General features: G+C 59.4%; 26 protein-coding genes. 12 read left to right on the top strand and 14 right to left on the bottom strand.

Annotation, left to right across the window (positions count from 1 at the left end):
* Positions 1-20 precede the first annotated feature (20 nt).
* Entirely contained in the window at positions 21-2,534 is a 2,514-nt protein-coding gene (gene glgP / locus AC6I6H_RS02410; RefSeq protein WP_497950674.1) for an alpha-glucan family phosphorylase, read from the bottom strand.
* Positions 2,535-2,587: 53 nt separating this feature from the next.
* The gene (locus AC6I6H_RS02405; RefSeq protein ID WP_497950671.1) at positions 2,588-3,991 is read right to left on the bottom strand and encodes a nucleoside recognition domain-containing protein; all 1,404 of its coding nucleotides are present in this window, start codon (positions 3,989-3,991) and stop codon (positions 2,588-2,590) included.
* A 178-nt stretch (positions 3,992-4,169) separates the two neighbouring features.
* Between AC6I6H_RS02405 and AC6I6H_RS02400 the strand changes: the two genes are divergently transcribed.
* Positions 4,170-4,874: a DUF2225 domain-containing protein gene (locus AC6I6H_RS02400; protein WP_497950668.1), complete on the top strand. Its 705-nt coding sequence runs from the start codon at positions 4,170-4,172 to the stop codon at positions 4,872-4,874.
* Positions 4,875-4,924: 50 nt separating this feature from the next.
* Here the strand turns inward: AC6I6H_RS02400 and AC6I6H_RS02395 are convergent, their stop codons facing one another.
* The 3 genes from AC6I6H_RS02395 to AC6I6H_RS02385 form a co-directional block, all read right to left on the bottom strand.
* On the bottom strand, positions 4,925-6,025 hold the full coding sequence (locus AC6I6H_RS02395; RefSeq protein WP_497950665.1) for a GGDEF domain-containing protein: 1,101 nt from the start codon (positions 6,023-6,025) through the stop codon (positions 4,925-4,927).
* 112 nt (positions 6,026-6,137) lie between these two features.
* On the bottom strand, positions 6,138-6,386 hold the full coding sequence (locus AC6I6H_RS02390) for a hypothetical protein (RefSeq protein WP_497950835.1): 249 nt from the start codon (positions 6,384-6,386) through the stop codon (positions 6,138-6,140).
* Positions 6,386-6,595: a YycC family protein gene (locus tag AC6I6H_RS02385; RefSeq protein ID WP_497950663.1), complete on the bottom strand. Its 210-nt coding sequence runs from the start codon at positions 6,593-6,595 to the stop codon at positions 6,386-6,388. Before AC6I6H_RS02385 ends, AC6I6H_RS02390 begins: the two co-directional genes overlap by 1 nt.
* A gap of 135 nt (positions 6,596-6,730) precedes the next feature.
* Between AC6I6H_RS02385 and AC6I6H_RS02380 the strand changes: the two genes are divergently transcribed.
* The 4 genes from AC6I6H_RS02380 (at position 6,731) to AC6I6H_RS02365 (ending at position 11,859) form a co-directional block, all read left to right on the top strand.
* Positions 6,731-8,521 carry a M3 family oligoendopeptidase gene (locus AC6I6H_RS02380; RefSeq protein WP_497950659.1) on the top strand — a complete coding sequence of 597 codons (1,791 nt, stop codon included), beginning with the start codon at positions 6,731-6,733 and terminating at the stop codon, positions 8,519-8,521.
* 292 nt (positions 8,522-8,813) lie between these two features.
* The gene (gene nifE / locus AC6I6H_RS02375) at positions 8,814-10,157 is read left to right on the top strand and encodes a nitrogenase iron-molybdenum cofactor biosynthesis protein NifE (RefSeq protein ID WP_497950655.1); all 1,344 of its coding nucleotides are present in this window, start codon (positions 8,814-8,816) and stop codon (positions 10,155-10,157) included.
* 6 nt (positions 10,158-10,163) lie between these two features.
* The gene (gene nifN / locus AC6I6H_RS02370) at positions 10,164-11,495 is read left to right on the top strand and encodes a nitrogenase iron-molybdenum cofactor biosynthesis protein NifN (RefSeq protein ID WP_497950653.1); all 1,332 of its coding nucleotides are present in this window, start codon (positions 10,164-10,166) and stop codon (positions 11,493-11,495) included.
* A complete protein-coding gene (locus AC6I6H_RS02365; protein ID WP_497950649.1) occupies positions 11,467-11,859 on the top strand; it encodes a NifB/NifX family molybdenum-iron cluster-binding protein in 393 nt (130 codons plus the stop codon). The genes nifN and AC6I6H_RS02365 overlap by 29 nt, the downstream gene beginning before the upstream one ends.
* A gap of 142 nt (positions 11,860-12,001) precedes the next feature.
* Here the strand turns inward: AC6I6H_RS02365 and AC6I6H_RS02360 are convergent, their stop codons facing one another.
* Positions 12,002-13,255: a methyl-accepting chemotaxis protein gene (locus AC6I6H_RS02360; protein ID WP_497950646.1), complete on the bottom strand. Its 1,254-nt coding sequence runs from the start codon at positions 13,253-13,255 to the stop codon at positions 12,002-12,004.
* A 245-nt stretch (positions 13,256-13,500) separates the two neighbouring features.
* Between AC6I6H_RS02360 and AC6I6H_RS02355 the strand changes: the two genes are divergently transcribed.
* The gene (locus AC6I6H_RS02355; RefSeq protein ID WP_497950643.1) at positions 13,501-13,887 is read left to right on the top strand and encodes an O-methyltransferase; all 387 of its coding nucleotides are present in this window, start codon (positions 13,501-13,503) and stop codon (positions 13,885-13,887) included.
* Positions 13,888-14,010: 123 nt separating this feature from the next.
* Here AC6I6H_RS02355 and AC6I6H_RS02350 read toward each other — a convergent pair whose 3' ends face one another.
* Positions 14,011-14,256, bottom strand: a complete 246-nt coding sequence (locus AC6I6H_RS02350; protein ID WP_497950639.1) for an alpha/beta-type small acid-soluble spore protein — start codon at positions 14,254-14,256, stop codon at positions 14,011-14,013.
* 214 nt (positions 14,257-14,470) lie between these two features.
* Here AC6I6H_RS02350 and AC6I6H_RS02345 point away from each other — a divergent pair, with 214 nt between their 5' ends.
* Together AC6I6H_RS02345 and trpS are read left to right on the top strand one after the other, a co-directional pair.
* Positions 14,471-15,913, top strand: a complete 1,443-nt coding sequence (locus tag AC6I6H_RS02345) for a S41 family peptidase (RefSeq protein WP_497950636.1) — start codon at positions 14,471-14,473, stop codon at positions 15,911-15,913.
* Positions 15,914-16,305: 392 nt separating this feature from the next.
* Positions 16,306-17,289, top strand: a complete 984-nt coding sequence (gene trpS, locus AC6I6H_RS02340; protein WP_497950632.1) for a tryptophan--tRNA ligase — start codon at positions 16,306-16,308, stop codon at positions 17,287-17,289.
* Positions 17,290-17,366: 77 nt separating this feature from the next.
* Here the strand turns inward: trpS and AC6I6H_RS02335 are convergent, their stop codons facing one another.
* The 4 genes from AC6I6H_RS02335 to AC6I6H_RS02320 form a co-directional block, all read right to left on the bottom strand.
* Entirely contained in the window at positions 17,367-17,570 is a 204-nt protein-coding gene (locus tag AC6I6H_RS02335; RefSeq protein ID WP_497950629.1) for a DUF5325 family protein, read from the bottom strand.
* Between the two features lie 37 nt (positions 17,571-17,607).
* Entirely contained in the window at positions 17,608-18,594 is a 987-nt protein-coding gene (locus tag AC6I6H_RS02330) for a metal-dependent hydrolase (protein ID WP_497950625.1), read from the bottom strand.
* A gap of 157 nt (positions 18,595-18,751) precedes the next feature.
* On the bottom strand, positions 18,752-19,279 hold the full coding sequence (gene gerQ, locus AC6I6H_RS02325) for a spore coat protein GerQ (RefSeq protein ID WP_497950831.1): 528 nt from the start codon (positions 19,277-19,279) through the stop codon (positions 18,752-18,754).
* A 173-nt stretch (positions 19,280-19,452) separates the two neighbouring features.
* Positions 19,453-19,884: a cell wall hydrolase gene (locus AC6I6H_RS02320; RefSeq protein WP_497950621.1), complete on the bottom strand. Its 432-nt coding sequence runs from the start codon at positions 19,882-19,884 to the stop codon at positions 19,453-19,455.
* Positions 19,885-20,126: 242 nt separating this feature from the next.
* On the opposite strand from AC6I6H_RS02320, the gene cyoE reads away from it, so the two are divergent.
* Positions 20,127-21,056 carry a heme o synthase gene (cyoE, locus tag AC6I6H_RS02315; RefSeq protein WP_497950619.1) on the top strand — a complete coding sequence of 310 codons (930 nt, stop codon included), beginning with the start codon at positions 20,127-20,129 and terminating at the stop codon, positions 21,054-21,056.
* A gap of 969 nt (positions 21,057-22,025) precedes the next feature.
* Here the strand turns inward: cyoE and AC6I6H_RS02310 are convergent.
* The 3 genes from AC6I6H_RS02310 to AC6I6H_RS02300 form a co-directional block, all read right to left on the bottom strand.
* Entirely contained in the window at positions 22,026-22,445 is a 420-nt protein-coding gene (locus AC6I6H_RS02310; protein WP_497950614.1) for a DNA primase, read from the bottom strand.
* Between the two features lie 336 nt (positions 22,446-22,781).
* Positions 22,782-22,874: a YjcZ family sporulation protein gene (locus tag AC6I6H_RS02305; RefSeq protein WP_497950612.1), complete on the bottom strand. Its 93-nt coding sequence runs from the start codon at positions 22,872-22,874 to the stop codon at positions 22,782-22,784.
* A gap of 101 nt (positions 22,875-22,975) precedes the next feature.
* Positions 22,976-24,214 (bottom strand): MFS transporter, encoded by a 1,239-nt coding sequence (locus tag AC6I6H_RS02300; protein ID WP_497950608.1) that lies wholly within the window; start codon positions 24,212-24,214, stop codon positions 22,976-22,978.
* Positions 24,215-24,359: 145 nt separating this feature from the next.
* On the opposite strand from AC6I6H_RS02300, the gene AC6I6H_RS02295 reads away from it, so the two are divergent.
* From AC6I6H_RS02295 to AC6I6H_RS02285, 3 genes are read left to right on the top strand one after another with little or no spacing between them, the layout of a single operon-like run.
* A complete protein-coding gene (locus AC6I6H_RS02295) occupies positions 24,360-24,785 on the top strand; it encodes a hypothetical protein (RefSeq protein WP_497950604.1) in 426 nt (141 codons plus the stop codon).
* Positions 24,782-25,903, top strand: a complete 1,122-nt coding sequence (locus tag AC6I6H_RS02290; protein WP_497950601.1) for a transglutaminase domain-containing protein — start codon at positions 24,782-24,784, stop codon at positions 25,901-25,903. The genes AC6I6H_RS02295 and AC6I6H_RS02290 overlap by 4 nt, the downstream gene beginning before the upstream one ends.
* Before the next feature lie 46 nt (positions 25,904-25,949).
* A complete protein-coding gene (locus AC6I6H_RS02285) occupies positions 25,950-26,654 on the top strand; it encodes an HAD-IA family hydrolase (RefSeq protein ID WP_497950596.1) in 705 nt (234 codons plus the stop codon).
* The last annotated feature ends 8 nt before the right edge of the window (positions 26,655-26,662 follow it).

Genomic DNA, 26,662 nt, shown 5'->3' with positions numbered 1-26,662 from the left:
CCCGTTGTTCGGACGTCCGCTCAGGTGACCGATTTATAATGCTGGGGCACTTCGCAGCGGTGGGCGAACAGCGGATGAGCCGGCCGCACGCGCACGGAATAATGCTCCAGGTGGTTGAGATGCGCCGGAATCCGGGCCCGGAAAAGCGTGCGGCCGCTGCCGAGCTCCTGCTCCGGCTCCAGCGGCACGTGAACGGGCTCCCAGACGCCGGAGGCCGTATCGGCATAGTAGACAATTTCCGCCGCCACTCCGAGGGAAGGAATGGTTCCAAGCCGCAGATCCGCTTTGACTTCCTTCAGGCCGTCGGGCTTCACGGTGCCCGGCACATCGGTCACCTTGGCGTCGCCCACCTCATTCCAGTGAACCGCAACCAGCCGTTTGAACTCGGCCAGCGTGCGGGCCGCCGCGCTGTCATCCTCCTGAAACCGGAGGAAACGGACGATAGCGGGGACATAGAACTGGTTGGCGTAATCCTGCACCATCCGGTGCGTGTTGTAGACCGGCGCCAGGGTGCGGATGGAATGCTTCATTTTTTGCACCCATTTGTCCGGATAGGCCCCGGGTGTGTAGTAAAGCGGAATAATCTCCTTTTCGAGCTTGGCATACAGAGATTCGGCGTTCTGCCTCTCCTGCGTCTGCCAGTCCGCGTCGTAGGAGGACTCGATCGCCCAGCCGTTCTCTCCATCGTAGCCTTCCTCCCACCAGCCGTCCAATACGCTGAAGTTCAGAACGCCGTTCAGCGCCGCCTTCTCCCCGCTGGTGCCGCTCGCTTCCAAAGGGCGAAGCGGGTTGTTCAGCCAGACGTCGACGCCCTGCACAAGGTGGCGGGCCAGGTTCATGTCGTAGTTTTCCAGCATGACGATCTTTCCCTTGAACTCCGGCAACTGGGACACCCGGTAGATTTCCCGGATCAGATCCTGGCCGGGGATGTCCGCCGGATGCGCTTTGCCGGCAAAGAGAAACTGAACGGGGCGGCCGGGCTGATTGACGAGTTTGGCCAGCCGCGGCAGATCCTTGAACAGCAGGTTGGCCCTTTTGTAGGTGGCGAAGCGGCGGGCGAACCCGATCGTCAGAGCTTTCGGATCGAGCAGGGCGGACGCTTCGGCGGCCCGCTCCGGGCCCTCGCCGTTGCGGGCCCGCTGCTCCTCCAGGTTGCGGCGGGCGAACTGGACGAGCTTTTCCTTCAGCTGCCGGCGCACGCGCCAGATCTCATCCCCGGGAACCTCGGCAAGCGCCTCCCAGACAGCGGGCTCCGCCTGCAAGCTCCGCCAGCCGGCCGGCAAATGCCGATCGTACAAGTCGCCCCATTCCGGCGCCATCCACGTGTCCGCGTGAACGCCGTTCGTAATGTGTCCGATCGGCACGTCGTCCGCCTCGGCCGCTCCATGGAAATCCTTGAACATGTCCCGGGAGACATGTCCGTGCAGCTTGCTCACGCCATTGCGCAGGGTGGAGCAGTTCAGGGCAAGAAACGTCATGTTGAACTGGTTTTTCGCATGGTCGTAGCCGAGCCGGACAATCCGGTCCCGTTCATAGGTGAGCTGGCCCAGGAACGGGTCCAGGTACCGGTGAAACAGCTCCATCGGAAACGTGTCATGACCGGCGGGAACGGGAGTATGCGTAGTAAATAAAGTGCTTGCGCGGATCAGCTCCAGCGCCGTGTCATAAGGGACCCCGCTGTGAATGTACTCGCGCATCCGCTCCAGCGACAGAAAGGCGGCATGGCCTTCATTGATATGATAAACCGACGGGTGCAGGCCGATGGCGCGAAGCGCCTTGACGCCGCCGATGCCAAGCATAATTTCCTGCGCGATCCGCATTTCCTGACCTCCGCCGTATAGCTGGGACGTTAACTCCCTCGCCTGCGGAGAATTGCCTTCAATGTCGGAGTCCAGCAGATAAAGCGGAATCTTGCCGATCCGGGCGATCCAGACCTTCAGTCTCACCCGTTCCCCGGCCGCGTCGGCTTCCACGATGATATCGCGACCGTCGATACGCAAAGGCCGGACCGGATGGTTTGCGAACGGGTGGTCGACGCGTTCGGCGTATTGGCTGCCGGATGAATCCAGCTTTTGCCGGAAGTACCCTTTGCGGTACAGCAGCCCGACGCCGACCAGCGGCAAGCCGAGGTCGCTGGCGGATTTCAGATGGTCTCCGGCCAGCACGCCAAGGCCCCCGGAATAGATGGGGAGCGACTCGTGAAAGCCGAATTCCGCCGAGAAATAAGCGATTTTGCAGCCGTTATGCTCCGGGTAGCGGGCGTCGAACCACGAGGGGGTTGCGAAATAAGCGTTCCACTGGCTGACGGCTTCGGCATACAGCGCCGCAAACCGTTCGTCTCCGGTAAGCCGTTCCCAGTCTTCCTGTGACAGGCCGCGGAGCATGAGAACCGGGTTGTGGGACAGCTGCTCCCATTTGTCGGGGGCCATAAACCGGAACAGGCGGTCCGCGCTCTCATTCCAGCCGAACCAAAGGTTGTAAGCCATCTTTTCGATAAGCGCGAAGCGTTCCGGCATGCGGTGTTCCTGGGCCATTGCGAGCACCTCTTTCTCGATTGGTCCATCTTTTGGGAGCCATCCGATTGGATTTATTCCAATCTATTATACAATCGTTTCAAAATCCAATGCAAAACCTTACAGGCGAGGAAACAGGCGATCAGTCCGGCCGCGGTCAGCAGGGAGACGGAGAACGGAAGAAGCCGGTCCGGCCAAAACGCGCCGCCCGGCCCGTAATCCGTCAACAGGCGGAACGGGGCAAAGGCGCTTTCGCTTGCCGGCAGCGCCGCCGCGAGCGGCTTGTGCAGGACAAAGACAAGCGCCGAGGCCATGAGGGCATGGAGGAGCCGGGCAGCCAGAAAAGGCATGTACCGGAGGTTGGTCCGGTGCAGCAGGCTGACAACCTGCGCGTGTACGGAAAGCCCGCCCCAGGAAAGCACAAAAGCGGCGGCGGCCAGCCGGGCGGGAAGCGCACCGTCCGCTTCGCCGGCGGCCCGGGAGCCGAGGGTGACTTCAAAGAGTCCCCCGACGAAGGAGCTGTTCAGCGAGGCGGGCAGATTCAAGGCATGCAGCAGCAGCCCGACCGGCCGCGAAAGCAGCTCCAGCAGGCCGCTGGCGGACAGCGAGGAAAGAAAGACGGAGAAAAAGACGACCAGGCTCCCGACCATAAGCACCATCTGGAGGGAAGCGTCGACGGCTTCGCGGAGCAGCCTGCCCAGGGGCCGCCCGTCGCGGAGACGCGCTTCGTGCATGGCCGCGAAGGAGCGGGCGAGCAGAGGTCCGCCGGGGGAGCGGCGCTTCCCGTCACCGCCGGCGGTCTCCCCCCGGAGAGCCGGGGAGCCGGAGCGGGAAGGGCCGGCGTTTTTTTCCTCAGCCTTTGGCTCCCCGCCTTCCCCGGTAAAGGAAACATTCCCGGATGTCCTGTCCGCCGGCTTCCTGTCCGCGCCGTTCGGGCCGTCCGTGCTGGAGCGCCTGCCGTGAAACCGCATCAGGAAACCGAGCAGCAGGGCCGACCCGTAGTGCGCCGCTGCCAGCAGCCCCGCTACGCGGACGTCTCCGAAAAATCCGACGCACACCGCGCCGATCAGGAACACCGGATCGGAGGAGGTGGTGAAGGCCACGAGACGCTCCCCTTCCTCCCGGTTGATCATCCCTTCTTCCCAAAGCCGGGCCGTCAGGCGCGCGCCCACCGGGTAGCCGGAGGCAAACCCCATGGCCATCACAAACCCGCCGATGCCGGGAATGCGGAAGAGCGGGCGCATCAGCGGATCAAGCAGCGTGCCGAAGAAATGCACAATTCCGAAGCCGAGCAGCATCTCGGACAGCAGAAAAAAAGGAAACAAGGCGGGAAACAACACGTCCCACCAGATGGCCACCCCCTGTCCGGCAGCCGCAAGCCCTTCCGCCGGGTACCGGACAAACAGCAGGAGAAGCGCCGCGGCCCCCAAAGCCGCCGCAGGCAAAAGCCGCGAACCGTTCCGAATCAAGCCGGACATCCCCTTTCCTGCTTTATGTGTATGAAGCGGGGGGACATCCCATGCGCCGGTCCGAAAGGTCCGGCGGCGCAGGCACAAATCTTCATGCCCGGGCCGAATCGTTTATGCTACAATGAAAATGGAAGCCGTTGCTTTATTTTTCTTCAATCATTTCGCACCATAGAGAGGAAGTCGTGTTGTGGTCGAGCCCTTATACCGGGTCAAGGAAACCTGTATGTATTGCGAAACGGCGTTCGAAACCTCCCGGGTTCGTTCCAGTTTCAAGAAAGCCTCCTTTACCGACACGGATTTTTTTCTTCGCTACAAGCAAATTAATCCGGATTATTATGTGGTGGCGGTTTGCCCGAAATGCGGGTATGCGTCGACCGAGAACTTCGGCCGCGAGCTTTCGCCGGCGTTTCGGACCCGCTTCGAGATGACGATCGCCAAACAGTGGAGCGGACGCGATTACGGAGGAGAACGCACTTGGGACGACGCGCTGCAGACGTATAAATTGGCGTTGGTATGCGCTCAAATCAAACAGGAAAAAGAGCGGGTGCAGGCGGGGCTGCTTCATCACATCGCGTGGCTGTACCGTGAAAAAGGAGACGCCGGACAGGAACGGCGTTTTTTGGAGGGCGCTCTGGAGGCTTACGTCAAAGTGTACGAGCTGGAGGGCGTAAGCGTCAACAATGCCCGCCTGATGTACCTGCTTGGCGAGCTGAGCCGACGGCTGGGGCATTTTAACGATGCGATCAAATGGTTTTCGCGCGTCGTAAACGATAAAAAGATTATGGATTCGGCGATGATCCGGGCCAGCCGCGAACAGTGGGCGGAGGCGCGGAAGGACATGCAGGCGCTTCAGGCCGGAGGAGTCCCGTCGGCGGAGCGCGCAAACGAATAACCGCCGGACGGGTTCGGTTGTCCGGCGGTGAAAGAATGGCGGCCTGGGCGTCAGCGAGAGGCCCGTCGGGCGGAAGAGGACGGCAAATCCTCATGCAGCGTATAGCGGTTTTTACCGTTCTCCTTGGACCGGTAAAGCGCTTCGTCGGCCTCGGCGATCAGGCTGTCCAGCCCGTCCGCGGGAGTGCGCGATATCGAAGCCCCGATTGATACGGTGACCGGACGTTCCAGCGTCTGCTCCTCGGGGACGAAGACGTGCTCCCGCACCGCTTTGCACAGGTCGGCCGCAATGCGGCCGACTTCATGCGGCAGAGAGGCGTGGCAGAGGACGATAAATTCCTCCCCGCCGTAACGGGCGACGTAATCGCGTTCCCCGACCGCCTGGCGGAGTACGCCGCCCACCTCGCGGAGCAGCTCGTCTCCAAACAGGTGCCCGTGCGTGTCGTTATAGGTTTTGAAGTTGTCGATGTCAATCATGAAAATGGCGACCTGGCCGCGCCGAACCGCGCTCGCGGCGATGGACATAAAGCTGTGCAGGTTCGGAAGCAGGGTGAGCGAATCGCGGCTGGCCTGAAGCTCCAGCCGGCGCTGGGTCAGCCAGTTGCGGCTTTCTTCGTTGTACATCGCGATCAGGATGGTCAGCGCCCCGACGGAAAATACGAACGTCATCACGTTCGCCTCCACCCAGTTGATTCCCCCGGAATCGGAATCGTACATTCTTGAAGAAAGCCGGATCACAAAGAGCAGGGCGCTGACGGCCAGTCCGTCCCGAAAGCGGAGCGGAACCGTTCCGTCCAGGTAGTCTTTTTTGTGCAGGAACGGACTGATCGCGGCCGGAAGAATGATACCGTGGATCAATTCGGGCCAGGACGCGGGCGACGCGATCAGGCAGTACGCTGCGGGAAGAACCGCCGCAAGCCAGGTGGAAGCCGCTCCGTAGCGAAGGCCGGTCATGATGAGCGGCGCAAAGCCGAGATTCATCAGCAGCCCGCGCGGCTCGGGAAGCAGCAGCATAAAAAGCGACGCCAATCCCGAGAGAAGCGGGACGGCGACGGACTGCAGCGGCTCGATCCGGGTTTTCACTTTCAGGGCGAGATAGCTCAAGGTGACCAGCGCGCTGATGTTGGTGAGCAGAAGAAGATAATCGTTCATGGCGACAACTCATTTATCGGAATTTTAACGTGGGGAATAGGTATGGAGTCCTATCTATTATATACGAATCTCCGAAGGGATTAAAGCGGCGGCGAAAAAAGACGGAACGCCGTTAACTGCGGCGCAGGCCGCGGCGAACCGTCTTGTCGGCGAGCAGAAAATCGGCGTCCGTATCGACAATCTTCAGCCGGTTGAAGCAGCAGGGAAAGACGAGAAGCTTTTTTTTGCCTTCATGGATTTCGGCGAGCTCCGCCTTCCTGAGCGGGAGTGTGACCTCGGCCGCCGAGCAGAACGGGCACTCCCGCACATATACGTCCTCGCCCAGGGTTTCATAGGGCCAGGTACGCTCGAAAGGAACCATCATGACGGGTCCTTCGGCCCGCCGGGCGGCTGCTCGGGCGACGGCTCCGCCGCTTCGTTCCGGGAAAGCTCGGCCAGCTTGGCCAGGAGAATGTGCTGCGGCATGTGCATCAATTGCTCGATCGGCACCTTCAGCGCGGCGGCGAGCTTGACGGCCGTATCGGCCGATATTTGCAAGGGTCTCATATAGAGCACCATCCTTTTTTTCATGCTGGGCTTCTCCTTCATTTAATCATAGCCGTGCGGGCGACTTCAACCCCGGCGGCACGGGGCGGAGCATTTCCGTTCCCGGTCCGAATGTGCTTTAATGGTACTATTGAACTGTGGAAAGGATTGGTGACGGCTGTGCAAGCACCGCTGAATCAAACGTGGGACCTCGAATCTATTTTTCCGGGAGGCAGCTCCTCCCCCGAATTTCAGGCTTTTCTTGACCGGCTGCAACAAAAAGCGGAAAGCTTCCGCGACCGTCTGGCTGCGGCGAAAGCTCCTGCCACCGCAGGCGATGCGGAGGCGCACGACTCCCTCATCGTCGACCTGCAGGACATTTTAACGGGCATTCGCGAGTCCGACTCCTTTGCAGGCTGTCTCGGAGCCGCCAATCAAGCCGACCGCAAAGCGGTGGCGTTGTCCGCCCGCGTCCGCAACATCGACGCCATTTTCCAAGGCGCCCTTGCGCTGTTTGACCGGTTCGTTTCCGGGATTCCGGACGAAGTCTTTGCCGGGCTTCTGAACCGCGAGCCGTGGAGCGGCGTCCGCTTCTGGCTGAACGAGCGGAGAACGCTCGCCAAAGAAAAGCTGTCGCCGGAGCTGGAGACCCTGGCGGGCGATCTGGCCGTTGACGGCTACCACGGCTGGAGCGAATTGTACAACACGACGGTAAGCCGCTTGCGGATCGCCTTTGAAGAGAACGGGGAAGTGCTGGAGCTGTCCGCCGGTCAGGCGTTCAACAAGCTGCACAGCCCGGACCGCGCCACCCGCGTGCGCCTGTTCGAAAAATGGGAGCAAGCCTGGGCGGACCAGGCCGACTTCTGCGCCGACGCGCTGAACCGCCTGGCGGGCTTCCGGCTTCGTCTTTACGGCCACCGCGGATGGGAGTCGGTCCACAAGGAGCCGCTCGCGATCAACCGCATGTCGGCCGAAACGCTGGATACGATGTGGAAGGTGATCGAGGAGAACAAAGCGATCTTCCTGCAGTACCTGGAGCGGAAGGCAAAGCTTTTCGGCGTGGATAAGCTGGCCTGGCACGACGTGGACGCACCGCTCGGCCAGGTTGAGAAGGCAATCGGCTATGACGAAGGCGCCCAAACGATCGTCGATCAGTTCGCTACCTTCAGTCCCAAAATGGCCGCGTTTGCGGAGCATGCGCTGGAAAACCGCTGGATCGAAGCGGAAGACCGCCCCGGCAAGCGCCCCGGCGGCTTTTGCACCCCGTTCCCGGTAAAGGGCGAAACGCGCATTTTCATGACCTATTCGGGTACGGCCGACAACGTCTCCACCCTGGCGCATGAACTGGGCCATGCGTACCACGATCATGTGATGGGCGATATGCCGCTGCTGGCCCGGGAATACGCAATGAATGTAGCGGAAACGGCTTCGACCTTCGCCGAAACGATCGTGAGCGATGCGGCGATAGCGGCCGAAACCGACAAGGACGCCAAAATCGCGCTGCTTGACGGCAAGCTCCAGAGCGCCATCGCCTTCTTCATGAACATTCAGGCGCGGTTTATTTTTGAAACGAATTTCTATGCCGAACGAAGAAACGGCCTTGTCTCGATTGAAAGGCTGAACGAGCTGATGGTGGAGGCGCAAAAGAAAGCGTACCGGGACAGCCTGAGCGAATACCACCCGCATTTCTGGGCGTCGAAGCTCCACTTCTACGCGACGGACGTGCCGTTCTATAACTTCCCGTACACCTTCGGGTTCCTCTTCAGCTCGGGCTTGTACCAGATTGCCCGCGAAGAGGGCAGCTCGTTTGAGGACCGCTACATCGCGCTTCTGCGCGACACGGCGTCCATGACCGTCGAGGAGCTTGCGCTGAAGCATCTGGGCGTAAACCTGCAGCAGCCGGAGTTTTGGCAAAAGGCGGTCGCCATGTCCGTGGAGGACGCCAAGCTCTTCCTGGAATTGACGGAGTAAACCGCTATATCCGCATCGCTTCCGAAAGGCGGAGAGACCGAGGGTCTCCCGCCTTTTTTTCGTGTCCGGAAAGGAGTAGCCGGTACGATGAAGGAGAAAAAAGTCAAAACCGGGCTGAAAAGGAAGAATGATGTAAAAATACCTGACAATTAATTTGGATAAAATGTGAAAACGAAAATGAAAACCGTTACAATTATTGACAGATTCACGCATTATCCCTAAAATCCAAAGAAATAAGATGTTAGGTAACTGTAAATTATACTAACATTGGTAATCCGGAGGAGGGAATGGGATGCTAGCGGAACGCAAAACTGCCGAAGAAGCCGCTTGTGACGCCTCGCGTGAAAAGAAGCCTGCCTGTCCCCGTTCCAAGCCGGGCGAAGCGGCCGGCGGCTGCTCGTTTGACGGCGCGCAGATTACACTTCTGCCGATAGCCGATGCGGCTCATCTGGTGCATGGCCCGATCGGCTGCTCGTCGACCAGTTGGGAGATGAGGGGGAGCCTTTCCTCCGGTCCCGACCTCTCGCGCTACGGATTTACCACGGATTTGACGGAGCAGGAAATTATTTTTGGCGGAGAACCCAAGCTGAAGGCCGCAATCGCCGAAATTGTCGAGCGGTTTCGGCCGCCCGCCATTTTTGTTTATTCCACCTGCGTGACCGCCTTGACCGGCGAAGACCTTGACGCGGTCTGCAAGAGCGAGAGCGACCGCTGGGGCTTGCCGGTGATTCCGGTCAACAGCCCGGGTTTCGTCGGCAGCAAAAACCTGGGCAACCGGCTGGCGGGCGAATCCCTGCTGGAATACGTCATTGGCGGCAAGGAACCCGAAACCGTCACCCCCTATGACATCAATCTGATCGGAGAATACAACATCGCCGGCGAGCTGTGGGACATCCGCGAACTGTTCAACGAGGTCGGGATCCGCGTGTTGGCCCGGATCACCGGTGACGGCCGGTTCGGCGAGATCGGCGGCGCCCACCGGGCCAAGGTTAATATGGTGGTATGCAGCCGCGCCCTGATGAGTGTCGCCCGCAAGATGGAGGAGCGCTACGGTATCCCCTACTTTGAAGGGTCTTTTTACGGGACTCGGGAAACCGCGTTTTCCCTGCGGCAAATCGCCTACCTGATGAACGATGCGGACCTGGAGTGCCGGGTCGAGCAGCTGATCGCGCGGGAGGAGAAAAAGCTGAAGGCGGAGCTGGTACACGCCCGTTCGGTGCTGAACGGCAAAAAAGCCGTGCTTTATACGGGCGGGGTCAAAAGCTGGTCGGTGATTACGGCACTTCGGGAATTGGGCATTCAGGTTGTGGGCGTCGGCACGAACAAGAGCACCCCGGAGGATGTTTCGCGCATCAAGGAACGGGTCAAAACCGATACCGTCCTGATCGATGAAGGAGGGGCGAAACGGATTCTCCAGGTTGCCAAAGCGAAGAAGGCCGACCTCATCATCGCCGGCGGACGGAATCAATACGTCGCGCTGAAGGAGCAGATTCCGTTTCTGGACATCAACCAGGAACGGCATACCGCTTACGCGGGGTATAGGGGACTGAAACGCTTGGCCGATCATTTGGTGCGTTCTCTGGAGCATCCGGTATGGCAATTGGTGCGGCGGACGCCGCCGTGGGCGGAGGTGTAAAGGCCGATGGCTGTAAAATCGACCGGCAAAGCGGCTGCCGTCAACCCGCTCCGTACCAGCCAGACGCTTGGGGGGACGCTTGCCCTGCAGGGCTTTTACCGGGCGCTTCCGATTCTTCATGGCGGACAGGGGTGCGCGGCCTTCATCCGTACGCTGATGACCGGGCATTACCGCGAACCGATCGCCCTTCAAACCTCCGCCCTTCTGGAAATGAACGTCATCATGGGGGCCGAAGCCAATCTGCGGGAGGCGCTGGATACGGTGATCGCCAAGCATGAGCCGGCCCTGATCGGAGTGATGAGCACCAGCCTGACGGATGTGGCGGGCGGGGATTCGCTGAAGTCCGATATCCGCCGGTATATCCGGGACCGCGGCCTTCAGGACCCGCTGCTTGTCAGCGCGGACACGCCGGAATTTTCGGGGTCGCTGGAAAGCGGGTTTGCCGCCGTGACGGAAGCGGTTATCGAAGGCATGCTGGAGCGGCTCAAAAAAACGGATCGTCCCCGCACGGTCAAAGGAAGGGTAAACGTGCTGGCGGGGGCGCATTTGACCCCGGGCGACATTTGGGAGCTGAAGGATTGGATGGAAAGGTTCGGGCTGGAGGTTATCGTCCTGCCGGACCTGTCCACCTCCTTATCGGGGCATTTGCTCACCGGCCATACGCCGCTTTCCCGCGGCGGCCAGCCGATGGAGGTGCTGGAGCAGATCACCACGGCCGAGTGCACCCTGGTGCTCGGCTCGCAGATGGAGCGGGCGGCAAAAAGGCTGGAGTCGGCCGGCATTCCGTACAAAGTGTTTCCTTCGCTGTACGGGCTGGAAGCGACGGACGAATTTATCCGCTTTCTGCTGACGCTGTCCCGCCCGCAGGTGCCGTCCAAGCTTGTCTGGGAGCGGGAAAACCTGCTGGACTGCATGCTGGATTCGCATTTCAGCTTTCTCGGCCGCCAGGCCGTCGCAGCGCTTGAGCCGGACCATTTGTACGGCATGGCGGGCTGGCTGAAAGAAATGGGGATCGGCCTTCGCACGCTGGTAGCGCCCTGTCCGACGCCGCTGCTCGAAGCGATGCCCGAGACGGTTTTGATCGGAGACTTGGGCGATTTGGAAGAGCGGGCCGAAGCGGATGATCTCTGGATCAGCAATTCGCACGGCAAGCAGGGAGCGTCGCGCCAAGGAGCCCTCTTCCTTCCGGCCGGGTTCCCCTTGTTTCACCGCATCGGATCGGCGATGGAAACCTCCATCGGCTATCGGGGAGGTCTCCGGCTGATTGCCGAATGCGCGAATTCCATTATGGAAAGGCAGGAATCAGCCCATGATGAAAATCGCGTTCGCCAGCACTGACGGACAAACCGTCAACGTCCATTTCGGCCAATGCGACACGTTCACCGTCTACGAAATGGACGCCAGCCGGTACGAGGAGCTCCCGGTCCGCCATGTGAAGGCGGGGACCGGGAAGGCTGCTCCGCCCGGCGCGGCGGAGGACCACGGCAAGATTGAAGCGCGTGTGGAAACGATCCGGGATTGCCATCTTGTATTTTTAACGCAAATTGGCGCTTCAGCCGCGGCGAGGGTTACGCGCAGCCGCATCATGCCGGTCAAGGTGGAGCACGGAGCCTCTATCGAAGGCCAGCTGAAGAAGCTGATGGAGACGCTGCGCAACAACCCGCCGGCTTGGCTGGCAAAAGCTGCGGCCACAGCCAAATAGCGCGTTCCCGTTGCCCCGGCATCTCGTTCTGGTTTCGTCATCCCGACGTAATCGGGTTGGACGGGAGCCGAGTCCTGGACCGCACAAAAAAGGCTGGACCGCGCTTGCCGGCGCGTCCAGCCTTTCGTTTCTTTGCTCGGGATCAGAAATTGAAAATTTCGATGGTGCGCTGTAGCTTGATGGCAATCTGCGACATGCGTTCCGATTGGGCCACCATGTCCTCCAGAGCGGCGATCTGCTCGTTCATCGCGGCCGACATCTCTTCCGTCCCTGCGGCCGATTGCTGGGTGATGGCGGAGATGCCTTCCATGGTTTGCGAGATTGTCCGCGCTTTGCCCACCATCGAATTGCTTTCTTTGGCGAAATTGACGATCAGCCCCGTGACGGAGTTTATGTTCTCCGCAATGTCCCGGAACACCGCTTCCGTATCCCCGATATGTACGCTTTGCTCCTGCACGACCTCCGCGTTGATTTCAATGTTACGCAGTGCGACCTTGACGCCTTCCTCGATGCTCCGGACGGAATTAAATACTTCGCGTGTCGAAGCACCAGACTCTTCCGCCAGCTTCCGGACCTCCTGGGCGACCACGGCAAACCCCCGGCCATGCTCGCCGGCCCGCGCCGCCTCGATGGAGGCGTTCAAGGACAGCAGGTTCGTCTGCTCGGCAATGTCGGAGATCGTCCGCGTGATCCGGGTAATGCCTGCCGCCTGCCGGGCCAGCTCGTCAATGGCGGCGGAAACGGCCGATGTCGCTTCAATGTTCCGGCGCATGCCGACCGCCTGGCTTTCCATGGCTTTGCGTCCCTTGTCGGCGAGCGCAACCATCCGTTCGGATTTCTCGCTCATTTCATTGGACGACTCCGCGTAGGTGCGGATGGAGGCTTCAATGCCCTGAATGGCGGCGGACGCCTGCGAAACGCCTTCGGAAATTTCCCCGGCGCCCGAGGCCAGTTCGCCGGAGGAAACGGTCATTTGTCGCAGCACCTGCGTCATGTCCTGGTTTTTCAGATAGGTGTTGTGGCTCGAATCCGCAACCTGCCGGGTAATTGTCACGGTTTCCTGGAGGATCTCCTTGAGCTTGTCGGTCATTTTGTTAAAGGAAACGCCCAATTCTCCGATGGCGTCATCCGACTGGATGGCAATTTTACGGGTAAAATCGCCGTTGGAAATGCTGAGAGCCATGCGGGAAATGTCGACAATCGGTTCTGTAAGCGCTCTCTCAATAAAGAATACAAAAGGCACGGACAGCAGCCAAACACCCAAAACAATCGCCAACCGGAGCAGCAGAGAATGCGAACCGCTAAAGATCAGGAACAGGATGGAATTGACCAGGAGAATCGTGGAGCAACCCGCAAACAGCTTCGCTTTGAACGACAGTTTTGAAAAGGTAGGCATGACAGCATCTCCCCGACTAAAATGTAAAATTACGGTACGCGTTCATTATAGCACGCCTTGGGAATTTAGGTCCATGATCTTCATCATATTGACATGAGGCATGCAATACATAGGCATAAAAACCTAAAATACCTGAATATTATGTAAAAAAATGTTGAATAAAAGAGAATAAAGTCCTATAATAATCCTCAAGTCCCAGAAGAAAACAATTGATTTTTTTTCTGGAAATGAAAGGAGGGAATTTTGTGATTGAATCGCTTCCGTTGCCCAAGCAGATGGACTACGTGTTTCGCGAGATTAAGCAGGAGCTTTGCCAGTTGTCGTCGGGAATCGTTTTTATTCAGATCCGCAACAATGTGATCGGTAAATTCGGTGTCCGGCACGACCCTGTGGAAAGCAAAGACGGCTGCATGAGAAGGGAAGAAGGGCTTTCGGAAGAGCATTGGAAAACGCTGCGCCAAATGGCCATCGACTCGCTGCGTTACAAGGTGCATTGGACACACGGGGAAATCTTCTACGAGTTTGCTTTGAAGAAGAGCGCATTGTGCGCGAGCGTGCAGTTCGAGTCGAATTACAACATGGCGAATGTGCTGACGCGCCTCGGGGCGAAACAGAGCTTTGGATTTGGCTGATCGCCACGGAGCCGAAGCCGATGCGGAAAACCCCCTCCCGGTCCGGGAGGGGGTTTTTCTATTGGTCAATCCGGAAGAACTAAGACCGGTCCGGCCGCGCTGAAAAGCGTCCTGACGCTTCTGTTAGCGGTTAAACGAACCGAATTGCGCCGATCCGCCTGCAAGCTGCTGCTCGGCGATTTCGACCAGGCGGCGGGTAATGTGTCCCCCGATTGCGCCGGTGTCGCGCGTTGCCATGTATCCGTAGTAACCGTCTTGCGGAATCTGGATTCCCAGCTCCTGCGCCACTTCGTATTTCAACTGTTCCAGCGCTTGGCCGGCTTGCTGAACGACGAGTACGTTCCGGTTGCGGCTTTGTCCTGCACCCATTGTTATCACCTCCAGTAATGGGTAGTATGAACAGTTCATTGAATAATACGCATGCCGCGGCAAATCTTTTTTGCTGGAAATATTATGTTGACTCCTTTTGAGACGGAAGCTTATAGTTAGATAATCCGAAGCGGGCGGTTCGGTTCGGTTATTCATGGAAAAAAAGAAATGTGCAAGCCGGACAAAGGATACGACATTGGAGGTCGACGAAACAGTGGGGAAATGGAGAAAGGCGGTTGCCGCCGCGTTGTGTTTTGCTCTGGTGATCGCGGCTTCTCCCGTGAAGGCGGAGGAAGCGGCTGCGGGAACGGAACGCATCCAGGAAGTGATGGAGGTTCTCGAAACCTATTACCTGAACGGCACGGACAGAGAGAAGCTGGTTGAGGCGGCCATCAAAGGAATGGTCGATTCGCTCGGGGATCCGTATACCGAGTATTTCAACGCCAAGGAAGCCGCCGACTTTATGGACGCTCTGAACGGCATTTATTACCGGATGGGCATCCAGTTTGAAACCGTTGGCGGCGAAGTCCGCATCGCCGAAGTGCAGCCGGATACACCGGCGGAGGAAGCCGGGCTTCAAGTGGGGGACGCCATTTTGGCCATCAACGGCGAAGCGGTGACAGCGGATACGTTTGCGGAGGTGCTGACGGCGCATTTTCCGGAAGAGGAGAATGGAACCGTCGCCTTGACGATTTCCCGGGCGGGAAAGAAAATGACGGCAAACGTTCGTTTTGCGAAATATGAAGCGCCGCAGGCGGGGGCGGAGATGTTTTCCGGGAAGGTGGGGTATCTCTTCCTTACCTCCTTTAATGAAAGAGCGGTGCAGGAGTTTGATGCGGCCTTGAGCTCGCTCCGCGAGCAGGGGATGCGCGCTCTGATTCTCGACCTGCGGGACAACGGAGGCGGCGAAATTCAGGCCGCCAAAGACATTGCGTCCCGGTTTATCGAGGAAGGCGTTTTCTTCTATGTGCGCGACAAGGACGGCAACGAGGAAACGGAATGGATCGAAGGCGGCCAAAAGGCATCGGTGCCCGTCGTACTGATGGTGAACGAATATACGGCAAGCGCCTCGGAAATGCTGACGGGCGCGCTCCGGGATTACGGTGTGGCCACGGTCGTCGGCACCAAGACCTATGGCAAAGGCGTGCTGCAGCAGGTGGCCGAATTTGAGCCGGACGGCGCGATTTTGAAAATTACGACCCACGAATATTTCACGCCCAACCGGAAAAAGGTGAACGAAACCGGACTTCAGCCCGATGTTTACGTGGAGGATGTTTTCGCTCAGCTCTTCAAAGCGCTGCGGAAGGCGGGGACAGTTAACTTTAACGTGGTGCTCGGGGGAGACACCCATTTTGTGAATGGGATCGAGTTTGTCGGCGAAATCCCGGTGATTCGGGAGAAAGGTAAGATTTATGTTCCGGCCCGTCTGGCGTCCGCGCTTTTGGATGGCGCGGCATCCTGGCAGGGCGGCAAAGCGGCGGGCGTCAAAATTTCCGGAAGCCGGGGCACCGCAGCCTTCGCGGTGAAGGACGGAAGCGCCGTTTCGCGCGGCGGCCTCTCCTACATTGACACGGAAAAGCTGAAAAGCCGGTTCCCGGGCTTCGGCTGGCAGGACAAGGACGGCCGTCTGACGCTTACGTACAAACCGGCAAATTGACTTTTCGCTCGTCGGGCGTATAATGGAGTCACAAGAGGAAACGGACGCGAAGACGGGAAAGAGTAAGCGGATCAAGTCTCTTCAGAGAGCCGGCGGGTGGTGAAAGCCGGCGGGACGGTTCAGCCGAATGGGTCCCCGAGCGTAAAGCCGAACCCGTCCGGACCGGCAGGCGGATGTCTGCGTGGTCGGTAACGAAAGTAGGCGGCACGGAGCGGCGCTCCGTTATCAAAGCCGTTCAGAGGCTGGCCTTGTCCGGCGCGGGTTGTTTTGCGTCCGCGGCGCAGGGCCCGCGAATGAGGGTGGCACCACGGTCTATCGTCCCTTGCGGCGATAGGCCTTTTTTGCGTTTTTAAAGTTCATGCCGAGTGGGCAAAGGAAAGGGGTTTGGCAAAATGAAACGGGTTTTATCGGGCATCCAGACGAGCGGCCGTCTGACGCTGGGCAACTACATCGGGGCGATTAAAAATTTTGTCCGCTTGCAGGACACGAACCGCTGCTACTTTATGCTGGCGGATCTTCACGCGGTGACGGTTCCGCAGGAGCCGGAGGCGCTCCGGTCCTACATCGAAGAGGTATCGCTGCTGTATATCGCGTCCGGCCTCGATCCGGACCGCTCCACGATCTTCCTGCAGTCCAGCGTGCCGAGCCACGCGGAATTGGGCTGGCTGATGACGACCATGACCTACATGGGCGAGCTGGAACGGATGACGCAGTTCAAGGACAAATCCGAAGGCAAAGAATCGATCGGCGCGGGATTGTTTACGTATCCTGCGCTTCAAGTGGCCGACATTCTGCTCTATCAGGCCGATCTTATTCCGATCGGCGAAGACCAGAAGCAGCATGTGGAGCTGACCCGCGACATTGCGAGCCGCTTCAACAACCGGTACGGCGAGCTGTTTACCATGCCGGAGCCGCTTATTCAGAAAACCGGGGCCCGGATCATGTCGCTGGACGACGCATCAAAGAAAATGAGCAAGAGCAACCCCAACGCGGGCAGCTTTATCCTCATGCTTGACCCGCCGGACGTTATTCGCAAGAAGCTGGCCCGGGCCGTCACCGACTCCGGCCGCGAAGTGAAGTACGATCCGGCCGCCAAGCCGGAAATCAGCAACCTGATGACCATCTACAGCCACTGCACGGGCATGAGCTTTGCCGAGATTGAAGCGAAATACGAGGGTCAGGGCTACGGACCGTTTAAAAAGGACCTCGCCGAAGCCGTCGTTGCGGAGCTGGAGCCGATCCAGGAGCGCTACCGGGCGTACAAGGAATCGGGTGAAATCTACAACATTCTCCGTAAAGGGGCCGAGGCCGCGGAAGCGGAAGCTCGTCCGGTCCTGCTGGAGGCGCGGAAACGGATGGGGTTCGTCAACCTGTAAGCGCACGCCGGCCATAAAAAAGAACCTGCGCTCCCGTAAGGGAATGCAGGTTCTTTTCGCATGCGATCCGGTTGCCTCTATTCCGCGGGAAGCTGTTCCGCCGCCTTGCGGCGCATCCGGGCTTTCATGATGAAGCCGGACCCGATAAACAGAAGCGTGATTACGGTCAATCCCCAAGCGGCCCAGGCCGAACGAAAGCTGAGGGCCAGGCTGATGCCGAGCATCAGGATAATGGACACGACGGCGTACAAAAGAGCGAGAGACGGTTTCATAGGCGGCATGGTCCTTCCTTATAAGGTGTACAAACCGTTCGTCCGGTCAGCGGGCAACGCCGGGACGAAGCTTTTTCTCCAAACGCGATTCGCTGACCCATCCGACATAGGAATGAAGGGGGCGAAACTGATCGTCCATGCGCAGTACGGCGATGAACGGATACTGCTTGCGGTAGCGGTAACGGACATCCGACCAGCGGACCTCGTAGCCGTTGTCCAGCTCCCGGACTTCCGCACAGGCGAAGGAGGAGAAGTACAGAAAAGCGGCCACATCCGGATGGCTGCGCGAAGCGTCGACGGCGGGATGCGTGTGGCAGGTGACCCGGTCGATCCAGCGGAGCTTTTCGTTTTTCAGCTCGCCGATAACAAACGTTCCGTCCTGCCTGCGTTTGACAACGTTCCATACGCGCATGCTAACGGTGGGAAACAAATAGATGCGGTCGCCGGTCTGGAAATCAGTATCCTGCAGCCGGGTTCTTTGCTCCAGCAGGTAATGGTGGATGGTTCTCCATACATAATACAAGGCGATCAGCAGATAGAGCGTCGGAAAAATCACCTGCGGCCGGACCGCCTGTAAGGCCCACAGGCAGATCGCAGCTATATGCGAAAAGAAGATAAACGGATCAAAGATGTGGATGATGTTCCACGCGATCCATTTTTCCGTGAACGGCTTGGCGGCCTGGGTGCCGTAGGTGTTAAACAGGTCCGTAAAGACATGAAAGACGACGGCCCCGAAGGTCCATAACCCGATGTGCAGCGCGGGAACCGACGGAAACAGCAGCGAGAGCAGCCCGGCGATCAGCACCGTCCATACGGCGAGCGCGGGAAGCGAATGCGAGGTGCCCCGGTGATTTTTTATATAAACGGCGTTTCCGCGAAAACGCAGCAAACCATCGGCGTCGGGGGCCTGAGAGCCCAGTACGGTTGCCAGCATCACGGCAATCGTTGCCGTCGTGTCTCCGGCCACGACCGGATCGAGCTGGGCGAGCCCGGCGAGACCGAGCCCGATGACGAGGTGCGTCCCCGTATCCATCGATGCTCCCTCCTGTCTGAAGATTTTGAACTTTTTCTTAGTGTACCACTTTTTTACCCAAAAAATGAGACGTTTACCCGATCTTTCTCGCTTTCGTTTCGCCATAAAAAAACCAGGGCCCGGGCATACTACCCGAACCCTGGCTCCGGCAGCCGCGTTAACGCGGAAGCGGTACTCCCGGAGGCGTAAAATAATTGAGCTGCTCGTCGAACGTGATGTAATCCAGGTTAACGGTAAGAAGCAGGAACCGCTTGCCGGTAACCGGATCGCTGATAATAATGTGGTCGCGTCCGGCGGCTTCCAGACGGCCTTTGAAAATTTTCGCGTTCCACTCAACGTTGTTTTCGAAAGTCATGTAGATTGTGGCGATTTTTCCCAGATTCAGGCGCAGAATGTTTTCCACATAGGATTCCTCTGTTCTGCCGGGAGGCAGAGCGCCCGGAACCGGAACGCCGTCAGGCGTTACCGGAGTTCCTGCGGGGACCGCCGACGGACTGGCGGGCATCATGCCGGCGGGTGCCATGCCGATGGGCGCCATGCCGATGGGCGCATTTCCGGTCGGCGCAAAGCCGGCAGGCGACACGCCGGCGGGCTGCTGCATCGGGAATTTCGCCCCTGCCCCGAATCCGGCCTGCGACCCGGGGCCATAACCCGTTTGGGCTGCCGGACCGTATCCCGGAAACATGGGAAGGCCCGCTCCCGCCGGAAAAAGGCCCGGTTGGGCCGCCGGTACGCCTTGCGGGAAGTCGGCGGCTCTGTCATCGTACTCGAAGAAGCTCATCGTGTTGATTCCTCCTTTTCATATGTAGGGCCGGGCCGTTCAGCCCTTCCCGTGCTCCGCCCCCCGGTCCGCCGCGGTCAGATGCTGGCATAAAGGCTTTCGCAGTTTTCCGGGGTGGGGGAGAAGAAACAGTGGCTTTTGTATTTGCCCGTGAAAGGCTGGTTGTACCATTGGCTCGGGCAGTCTCCGGTGGGACGAAAATACCAGAGCGAATTGGTGGCGGGGAAAAACCGTTTGCCGTTGATAACATCGCGGGCCAGCCTTCGGTCCCGATCACGCGCTCTCTGATAGAAATAGCCGAACTGGGTCGCCTCAAATCCTCCCGGACTTTGAAAGACCACGTTTCGAATGTTGTTGGTCCGGCGGAAATCGAGGCAGTCGGCCAACACCCGGTTGACGACGACGTTGCCGACCAGCTGCATGCCGCGGTCTCCTTCTCCCTCCGCCTCCGCCCGCATAAGCCGGGCCAGAAGGTCCACATCGCTGGAATTTGCCTTGACGACGGCCATCCGTTTCAGTCCTTTCCGCGCTGTCCGCTCGGCTTCGTTGGTGAAACCGGCTCTAAAGGAAGCATATGGGCGTTCCCCCAAAAGCGTTCCAACTATTTCAAGCGCGCAAAAATAAAAGCCGTGATAAATGTTACAAATTTATGAATCCTGTCTGTTTTTTACATTGTCAGGCCCGACCGGCTGTTGATATAGTGAAGAAAGAGGGTAAGAAATGAAAAGAAGCTGGGAGGGGTTATCAAACGGTGAGCAAAGAACTTGAAGCCCGCGAGGCGATTCAATTGATCGATCACGAGGAACCGGCCGGCGCCGGTCATTTTTCGTGGAAAGATTTTGTATACATTACCAAGCCGGGGATCCTTTTTTCCAATCTGATCACGGTGTTCGGCGGCTTTTGGGTGGCGTCCCGCTGGGACATCAACTGGCCCTTGCTGCTGTGGACGCTGCTTGGCTCGGCGCTGGTCATGGCCTCGGCTTGCGTCCTCAACAATTACCTGGACCGCGAGCTGGACGCCAAAATGGAACGGACGCGGAAGCGTCCGCTGCCTTCGGGCCGCTTGACCGCCCGACTGGTGTTCGCCTACGGAGTCGTGCTCGGCGTGGCCGGCCTTGCAGTCCTTTACACGCTGTCCAGCCCGCTGAATGCTTTGCTCGGCCTGATCGGATTTATTGTCTACGTGCCGATCTATACGGCCTGGCTGAAACGCACGTCCGTCTGGTGCACTACGGTAGGAGCGATTTCCGGGGCGATGCCGCCGGTAATGGGTTACGCCGCCGTGAACGGACTGGATGTCGTGGCGCTGATCCTGTTCGGCATCCTGTTTCTCTGGCAGCCGCCTCATTTCTGGGCGCTTGGCGTACGGCGCATGAAGGAATACCGCGCCGCGGGCTTCCCGATGCTGCCTGTCGTCAAAGGCGTACACGCAACCAACGTCAGCATGATGCGGTATGTGGTGCCGCTCGTTCCGGTGTCGATGCTTCTGTACTTCTACGGACCGCTAAACGTGGTGTATCTGATCGGAGCGGCCGCGCTCAGCCTCGGCTGGGTGGTCGTAGTCGTCAAAGGATTTCGGGAGCAGGACCATGACCGTTGGGCCAAAAAGGTTTTCGTGTATTCCATCAACTATTTGATGGCGCTCTTCATATTGATGATTTTGACCACTGTCCCGGCCTGACGACCGGCAGCAGGAAAAGGGTGTTCCTCCGTCATCTGCGATGACGTAGGGGACACCCTTTTTTGCAGTCGGGGGAACCTCTGGGGTTCCGGCTTTGGCGGGCAGTCCGATTGCGAACCGCGAAAGCAAGGGCTGCAAACAGGCCGGAAAGAATACCACTGCAGCACAGGATTGAAAAAATGCTTGCGCCATGGTCGAATAACGCGGGGGGAGCATGCCGCGGGGGCGGGTCTTAATTAGGCAGCCGCTGGTGGGACGCCTGAACTGTGGCCGATGGTTGACTGCTAGGGAACGGTTGCGGGCGGGTTGCTGCTGCTGGTTTGAGTGTTGGGGAAGTCGAGGGTGGGTTGCTGCTGCTGGAATGATTGTCGGTAGGCGCTGAGGGAATAGCAATCAGGTGCAGATAACGTCTTTTTGTTCTCCATCTTTCGGAGCGGTTTCATAGTGCGTGCAGTCGGACTGCTCGATCGTGCGCTAACGGTTGCCACAGCGGCTATTTGCCTCAAATAGAGGAGTTGAAAATTGTAACGGTTGCCACAGCGCTTATTTGCGTTTTTTTGCTTGATTTTGTCTGTTTTTTTCGAAATAAGCTCTGTGCCAACCGTTAGCGAAAAAAAGGGGCCGTTTTGGCGTGAATAAGCGCTGTGGCAACCGTTAGCCGGGCCTAAACGATTATGGTGCCAACCGAACGCCGCTGCTGGTAGAGCTGTTACCCGGAATACTGCATCCTGTAGCGCCGCTACCCGGTTTAGTCTGCTTTTCATGAAAAGCAGGGTGAGAAATCCGGGAGGATTTCTGCTTCTGGGAAGCCAGTCCCCGGTGCGGAAGCTTCTGGGAGTAGCTCGTTCCCAGGTGCGAATGCTTCCGGGGCTAGCTAGTCCCGGGCGCGGATGCTTCTAGGGTAGCTAGTCCCGGGCACGGATGGTTCTGAAAGGAGTTAGTTCCCGGGTGCGAATGCTTCCGAGGGAGCTAATCGTTTTCCCGGGCGCGGAAGGCGGTTTTGCGAAGCCATTGGGCTTCGGTCCGCCGCTCCTCGGGCTCCGCCGGCATCAGTGCGGGCAGGCTGGCCAAATACTCGTCCAGCCCCGCTTTTTCAAGCTGCTGGACGAGGTATTCGTCGGGCGTTCCTTCCACGCCGGCGTAGCCGCGGCGGGTGTAAATGTGCTCCGAATCGGGGAAAGCGTCCCGGAGCAGGAACCGGATTTTTTTGCCGGAGGAATCGTTATCGGTAAAAATGTATACCGGCAGATCGCCGACTTCCTTGCGCAGCCGCTCCAGCTGTCCCGTTCCCGGTGTTCCGAACGTGCAGAAGATCCGGACGTCCGGCGTCGTCAGGCGCCTGAGCCGGCTCCGGTCGTTTTTGCCCTCCACGATAATCGCAATCTCCATCGGTTTCACCCCGCCCCGGTATGAACTGGACGGCAATGCCGGGCTTGTCCGGCACGGGGCCGGACGGCCCGCGGTTTTCCGCCGTCCTTTTTATCTTACCCCGTTTGGGCTCCTCTGTTAAGCTGATCCAGGCCCGAACGGATGCAACGTCGGGTCCGGCTGGGTCGTCTTTTACGGGGAAGGGCAGATGGCGGAAGCTTCGCGAGGCGCCACCCGGGACGGCCGGACGGGCCGTGGCCCGCCCGGCCTCCGGACATCAGGCGGAAGGGGCCTCAGTCCGGACCTTCGCAAGGTTCTTCCGCGGCTCGAGGGATAACGCCGCCGAAGGTTTCCTCTTTAGCACCAGCCCGAGTAGAGAATGATCACAAGAAGAATATAGAGAACCAATACGATCCCGATTGCCGTCCCGTATGCGCCGACTGCACCCATTGCGCTCCCCCCTTTCCGGGCCCGGAAGGCCGTGACTTACCATACATCCTACGCCCGGCGGAGCAGACGGTTTGTGCATTCACCCATCCGCCCGCCCGATTTTAACGGCGGACGGCGGCCTGCGAACGGACCCGGAGCGGCAGGAAGAGGAGCCCGAGCATCAGCGCGGCGAAAGAGAGAAAGTACGGGGACAGGAACTCTCTTGCCTGTCCGGCCAGCACGGGCCCGGCAAAGGAGCCGATCGAGCTGGCGATAAACAGGAAGGAGAAGGCGCGGCCGTATCGGGCAGACGGGGTGTTTTCCGCCAGCAGGGCGGTCAGGGAAGGGAAGATCACCCCTTTGGCCGCTCCAATCAGGAAGAGGGTGGCGGGGAGCGGAAGCGGCCAGCCGACCGCCAGGCCAAAATAGAGCAGGGCGAGCATCAACCCTCCGGCGACGGTCAGCACCAGCGGAGAAAGCCGGACGGCGAACAGGAAAGCCAGGGAACACAAAGCTCCAATGCTGATTATGCTGAAAAGCACGCCCGAGGTAAGGAGCGACCCCTGAACCGCCCGCGAAAGAGGAAGCTCGAAAAAAAGAATGCCCTGAGCGCAGGATAACGCAAGCGGAACGCCGTAGAATGCCCAGGGAACCGGCTGGTCGGGCTGGACCGTCCGGGAGCGGTTAGGCTGCCGTCCCGCGGAGGCGTGAAGCGGCTGCTCCGTTTCCGCCCCTGCCTGCCGCCCGCGTTCTTTCGCCGCCGGACGGATTTCCGGCAGGCCCGCAAAGGAGATGGCGCCGAGCGCGACAAGCCCGGCTCCAAGCAAAGTGAACGACGGCCCGTAGCCCAGCCGCCCGGCCAAAAAAGCGCCTGCCGCCGGCGACACCACCGCCGCAAGCGTATGCACAAGGCCGTTGCCGTTCATCAGCCGGGTTTGCTGGTGTTCCGTTTTGGCGAGCCTCGCCAGCATGGCAAGGCAGGCGGGGGAGAGGAAGGCCAGCACGAACCCGCTCGCGCCGCGAACGGCCAGCAGCTGCCAAGGCTCGGAGGCGCGGGCCTGCAGGAGCAGGAGCAGGCCGCCGCCGATGAGGCTGAGCGCGATGAACCGGCGGCTGCCGAAACGGTCCACGGCATAACCGGACGCCAGGTTGCCCGGCAAGTGGGTGAGCGAATAAACGCCCATGATAAGGCCGATAAAGGAAGGAGCGGCCCCGAGCGACAAGGCGAACGGAGAAAGAATGGGGTACTGCGCATGAAGATCGAATTGGGCGATAAACATGAAAAGGTAGAGCCAAACTGCCGCTTTCACCGCCAACGCACCTGCCTTCGCTTCATTTTTGCTTGCGCTTTGCCGCCGCATCCGCGGCTCTTCCTAACTTGTACGCGCCCCCGGGCGGAGCTAGTACCGTTTCGGACAGGTTTTTGCCAGGAACCCGCGCTTATTTAAGCTTTCGCCGCGCCCGCCGCGGATGGTATGATAGAAGAAAACGAGAAGGATGAATACAATGGAGCAATGGTCTGCGTTCCTGACGGACCGCTGGTATGTGGTCGTGATCGCGATCGTGGTTTTGATACTGGTTTTGAAGCTGGTCAAGACGGTTATCAAATGGATTCTGGTGCTCGCCGTGGTGGCGGCCTTGTTTTACTACGGGTCCCAATACGAAGGGGATTTGAGAAGCCTGACCCAGACCGTCGCGTCCACGGTCACCGACACGGTGCGCGAGCAGGCGACGAAGCTGATGACCGAAGAAGCCAAGGAAGCCAAGTACACAAGCGACGGAAACGGAGGCTTCGTCATCGAATCGAAAAACGTGAAGGTGGAGGGCCGTGCGGGGGAGGATGAAGTGACGGTTACCGTACTGAAGCAGTCGTTCAAGATGAAGACGGACACCGTCAAGGTGTTCATCGACGAAGCACGCCGGAACGGATGAGCGGGATCAATTTTGTTTCCGTCGCCATCGCGGCGGTTCTGCTGTTCTCCGTTTGGGGCGGTTACCGGAAAGGAATCGCCGGCTCCGCCGTTCAGCTGTTCCGGTTTGCGGCCGACGCCGCTTTGACGGTCGTCTGCCTCGTGGCGGCCTGGCAGGGGGCCGAGCGCTTCTCGCCCCGGCTGGCCGAGTGGCTGATGGACCGGAACATCCGGATTCCGGACGGCGACCTGAATGCTTTCAGCCGGCTGTACTACACGTTTGTCACCGCGCTGCGCGATTTCTCGTATTTTCGGGCGGCGCTGCTGTTTTTTGTGCTGTATTTGCTGCTTCGTTCCGTTCTGTCCGCAGTGCTCTTCCGCTTCCTGGACATCGGCGGCGGAAGGCTCCGCAAAAGCGGCGGCCTGACCGGCTGGATCAGCGGTCTTGCCGGCGCGGGCCTGGGTGTCGTCACCGGCGCGGGCCGGGCGCTTCTGCTCGTGGCCATGCTGTTCGTGAGCACCTCGCTTCTGCCGCAAACCGCGTTTTCCGACTATGTCGGCGAATCGCGGATTTACCGGGAGGGGGCGGACCGCATCGTCGCTCCGCTCGCCGGAGACTGGCTGGCCAGCCGGCTGCCGGTCTTTACCCAGGCGGTTCAGGACGAGATGGCGAATATTATGCAGCGCCGTTACGAAGTGTTGGACGCCCAGGTGCCGGAAGGTGTTGCCGAAACGGCGGCCAGCGTCGCGGCCGGGGGTTCCACGGACGAGGAGAAGGCGCGTGCGCTTTACCGCTGGGTAGGCACCCGGGTCCGGTACGACTGGGACAAGTACGACGCGTATGTGAAGGACCGGATCTGGAAAGAACAAACCCCGGAGGACACGTACGAAACCCGCAAAGGCGTCTGCATCGATTACGCCCGGCTGTACGCCGTCATGGCCAAATCGGTCGGGCTTGAGGTCCGGGTAGTGACCGGATTGGGCGCTGACGGGCGGGGCGGCTACGGGCCGCATGCCTGGAACGAAGTGCAGCTTGAGGGCCAGGGCTGGGTGCCGCTGGACCCGACCTGGGTGTCGAGCGGCGGCGATTGGTTCAATCCGCCGGATTTCGCGGAAACGCATATCCGTGATGAAGCTTGAATGCAGGCCGCCAAGCCGGGGCGAACAAGACAAGGGGGAACGACGATTGAAAAAGCCGCTGTCGGCATACAAAGCCGTTTTTTTTGACGCGGGCGACACGCTTCTGACGGTGCCGGACGACCGCGTTCTGTTCCGCAATTATTTGGCCCGGCATTCGTTTTACCCGGACGAGGAACGCGTCGGCGACCTGATTCGCGAAGCGATACAGCGTTTTTACATCGACAAACCCTTGAACGCCGAGGTCGTCTGTTCCCCGGAATCGGACCGGACGTTCTGGAATGAAATTTACACGTACATCCTTCTCGCGCTGGACGCGGATCAGCTGTGGAGCGCGGACAAAATCCACGACGTCTGCGACGGGCTGTACGACTGGTTTCTGGAGCCGGTGAACTACGCCCTTTTCAGCGATGTTGCCGAAACCCTTGAGCGCCTCCGCGGGCTGGGCCTCCGGCTCGGTATCGTGTCCAATTTTGCGCCCGCGCTGAGTACCATTCTGGCCGACAAAGGCATTCTCGATTTCTTCGACCCGGTGATCATTTCCACGGAGGTCGGGCTGGAGAAGCCCAACCCGGCGATATTCCGGCTGGCGCTTGACGAAGCCGGGCTGCGCGCCGAAGAGGTGCTGTATGTCGGCGACCACGAAATCAACGACGTATGGGCGTCCGCCCAGGCGGGCATGGACGCCGTAAGGATCAAGCGGTATGCGTATCATACCGGCGAAGGCATATCCACACTGACGGAACTCGCTTAAGGACAGGA

The organism is Gorillibacterium sp. sgz306347 (assembly GCF_059735245.1).
The sequence above is the reverse complement of the archived record's forward strand: the minus strand, read 5'-3'. Positions and strand labels throughout refer to the sequence as shown.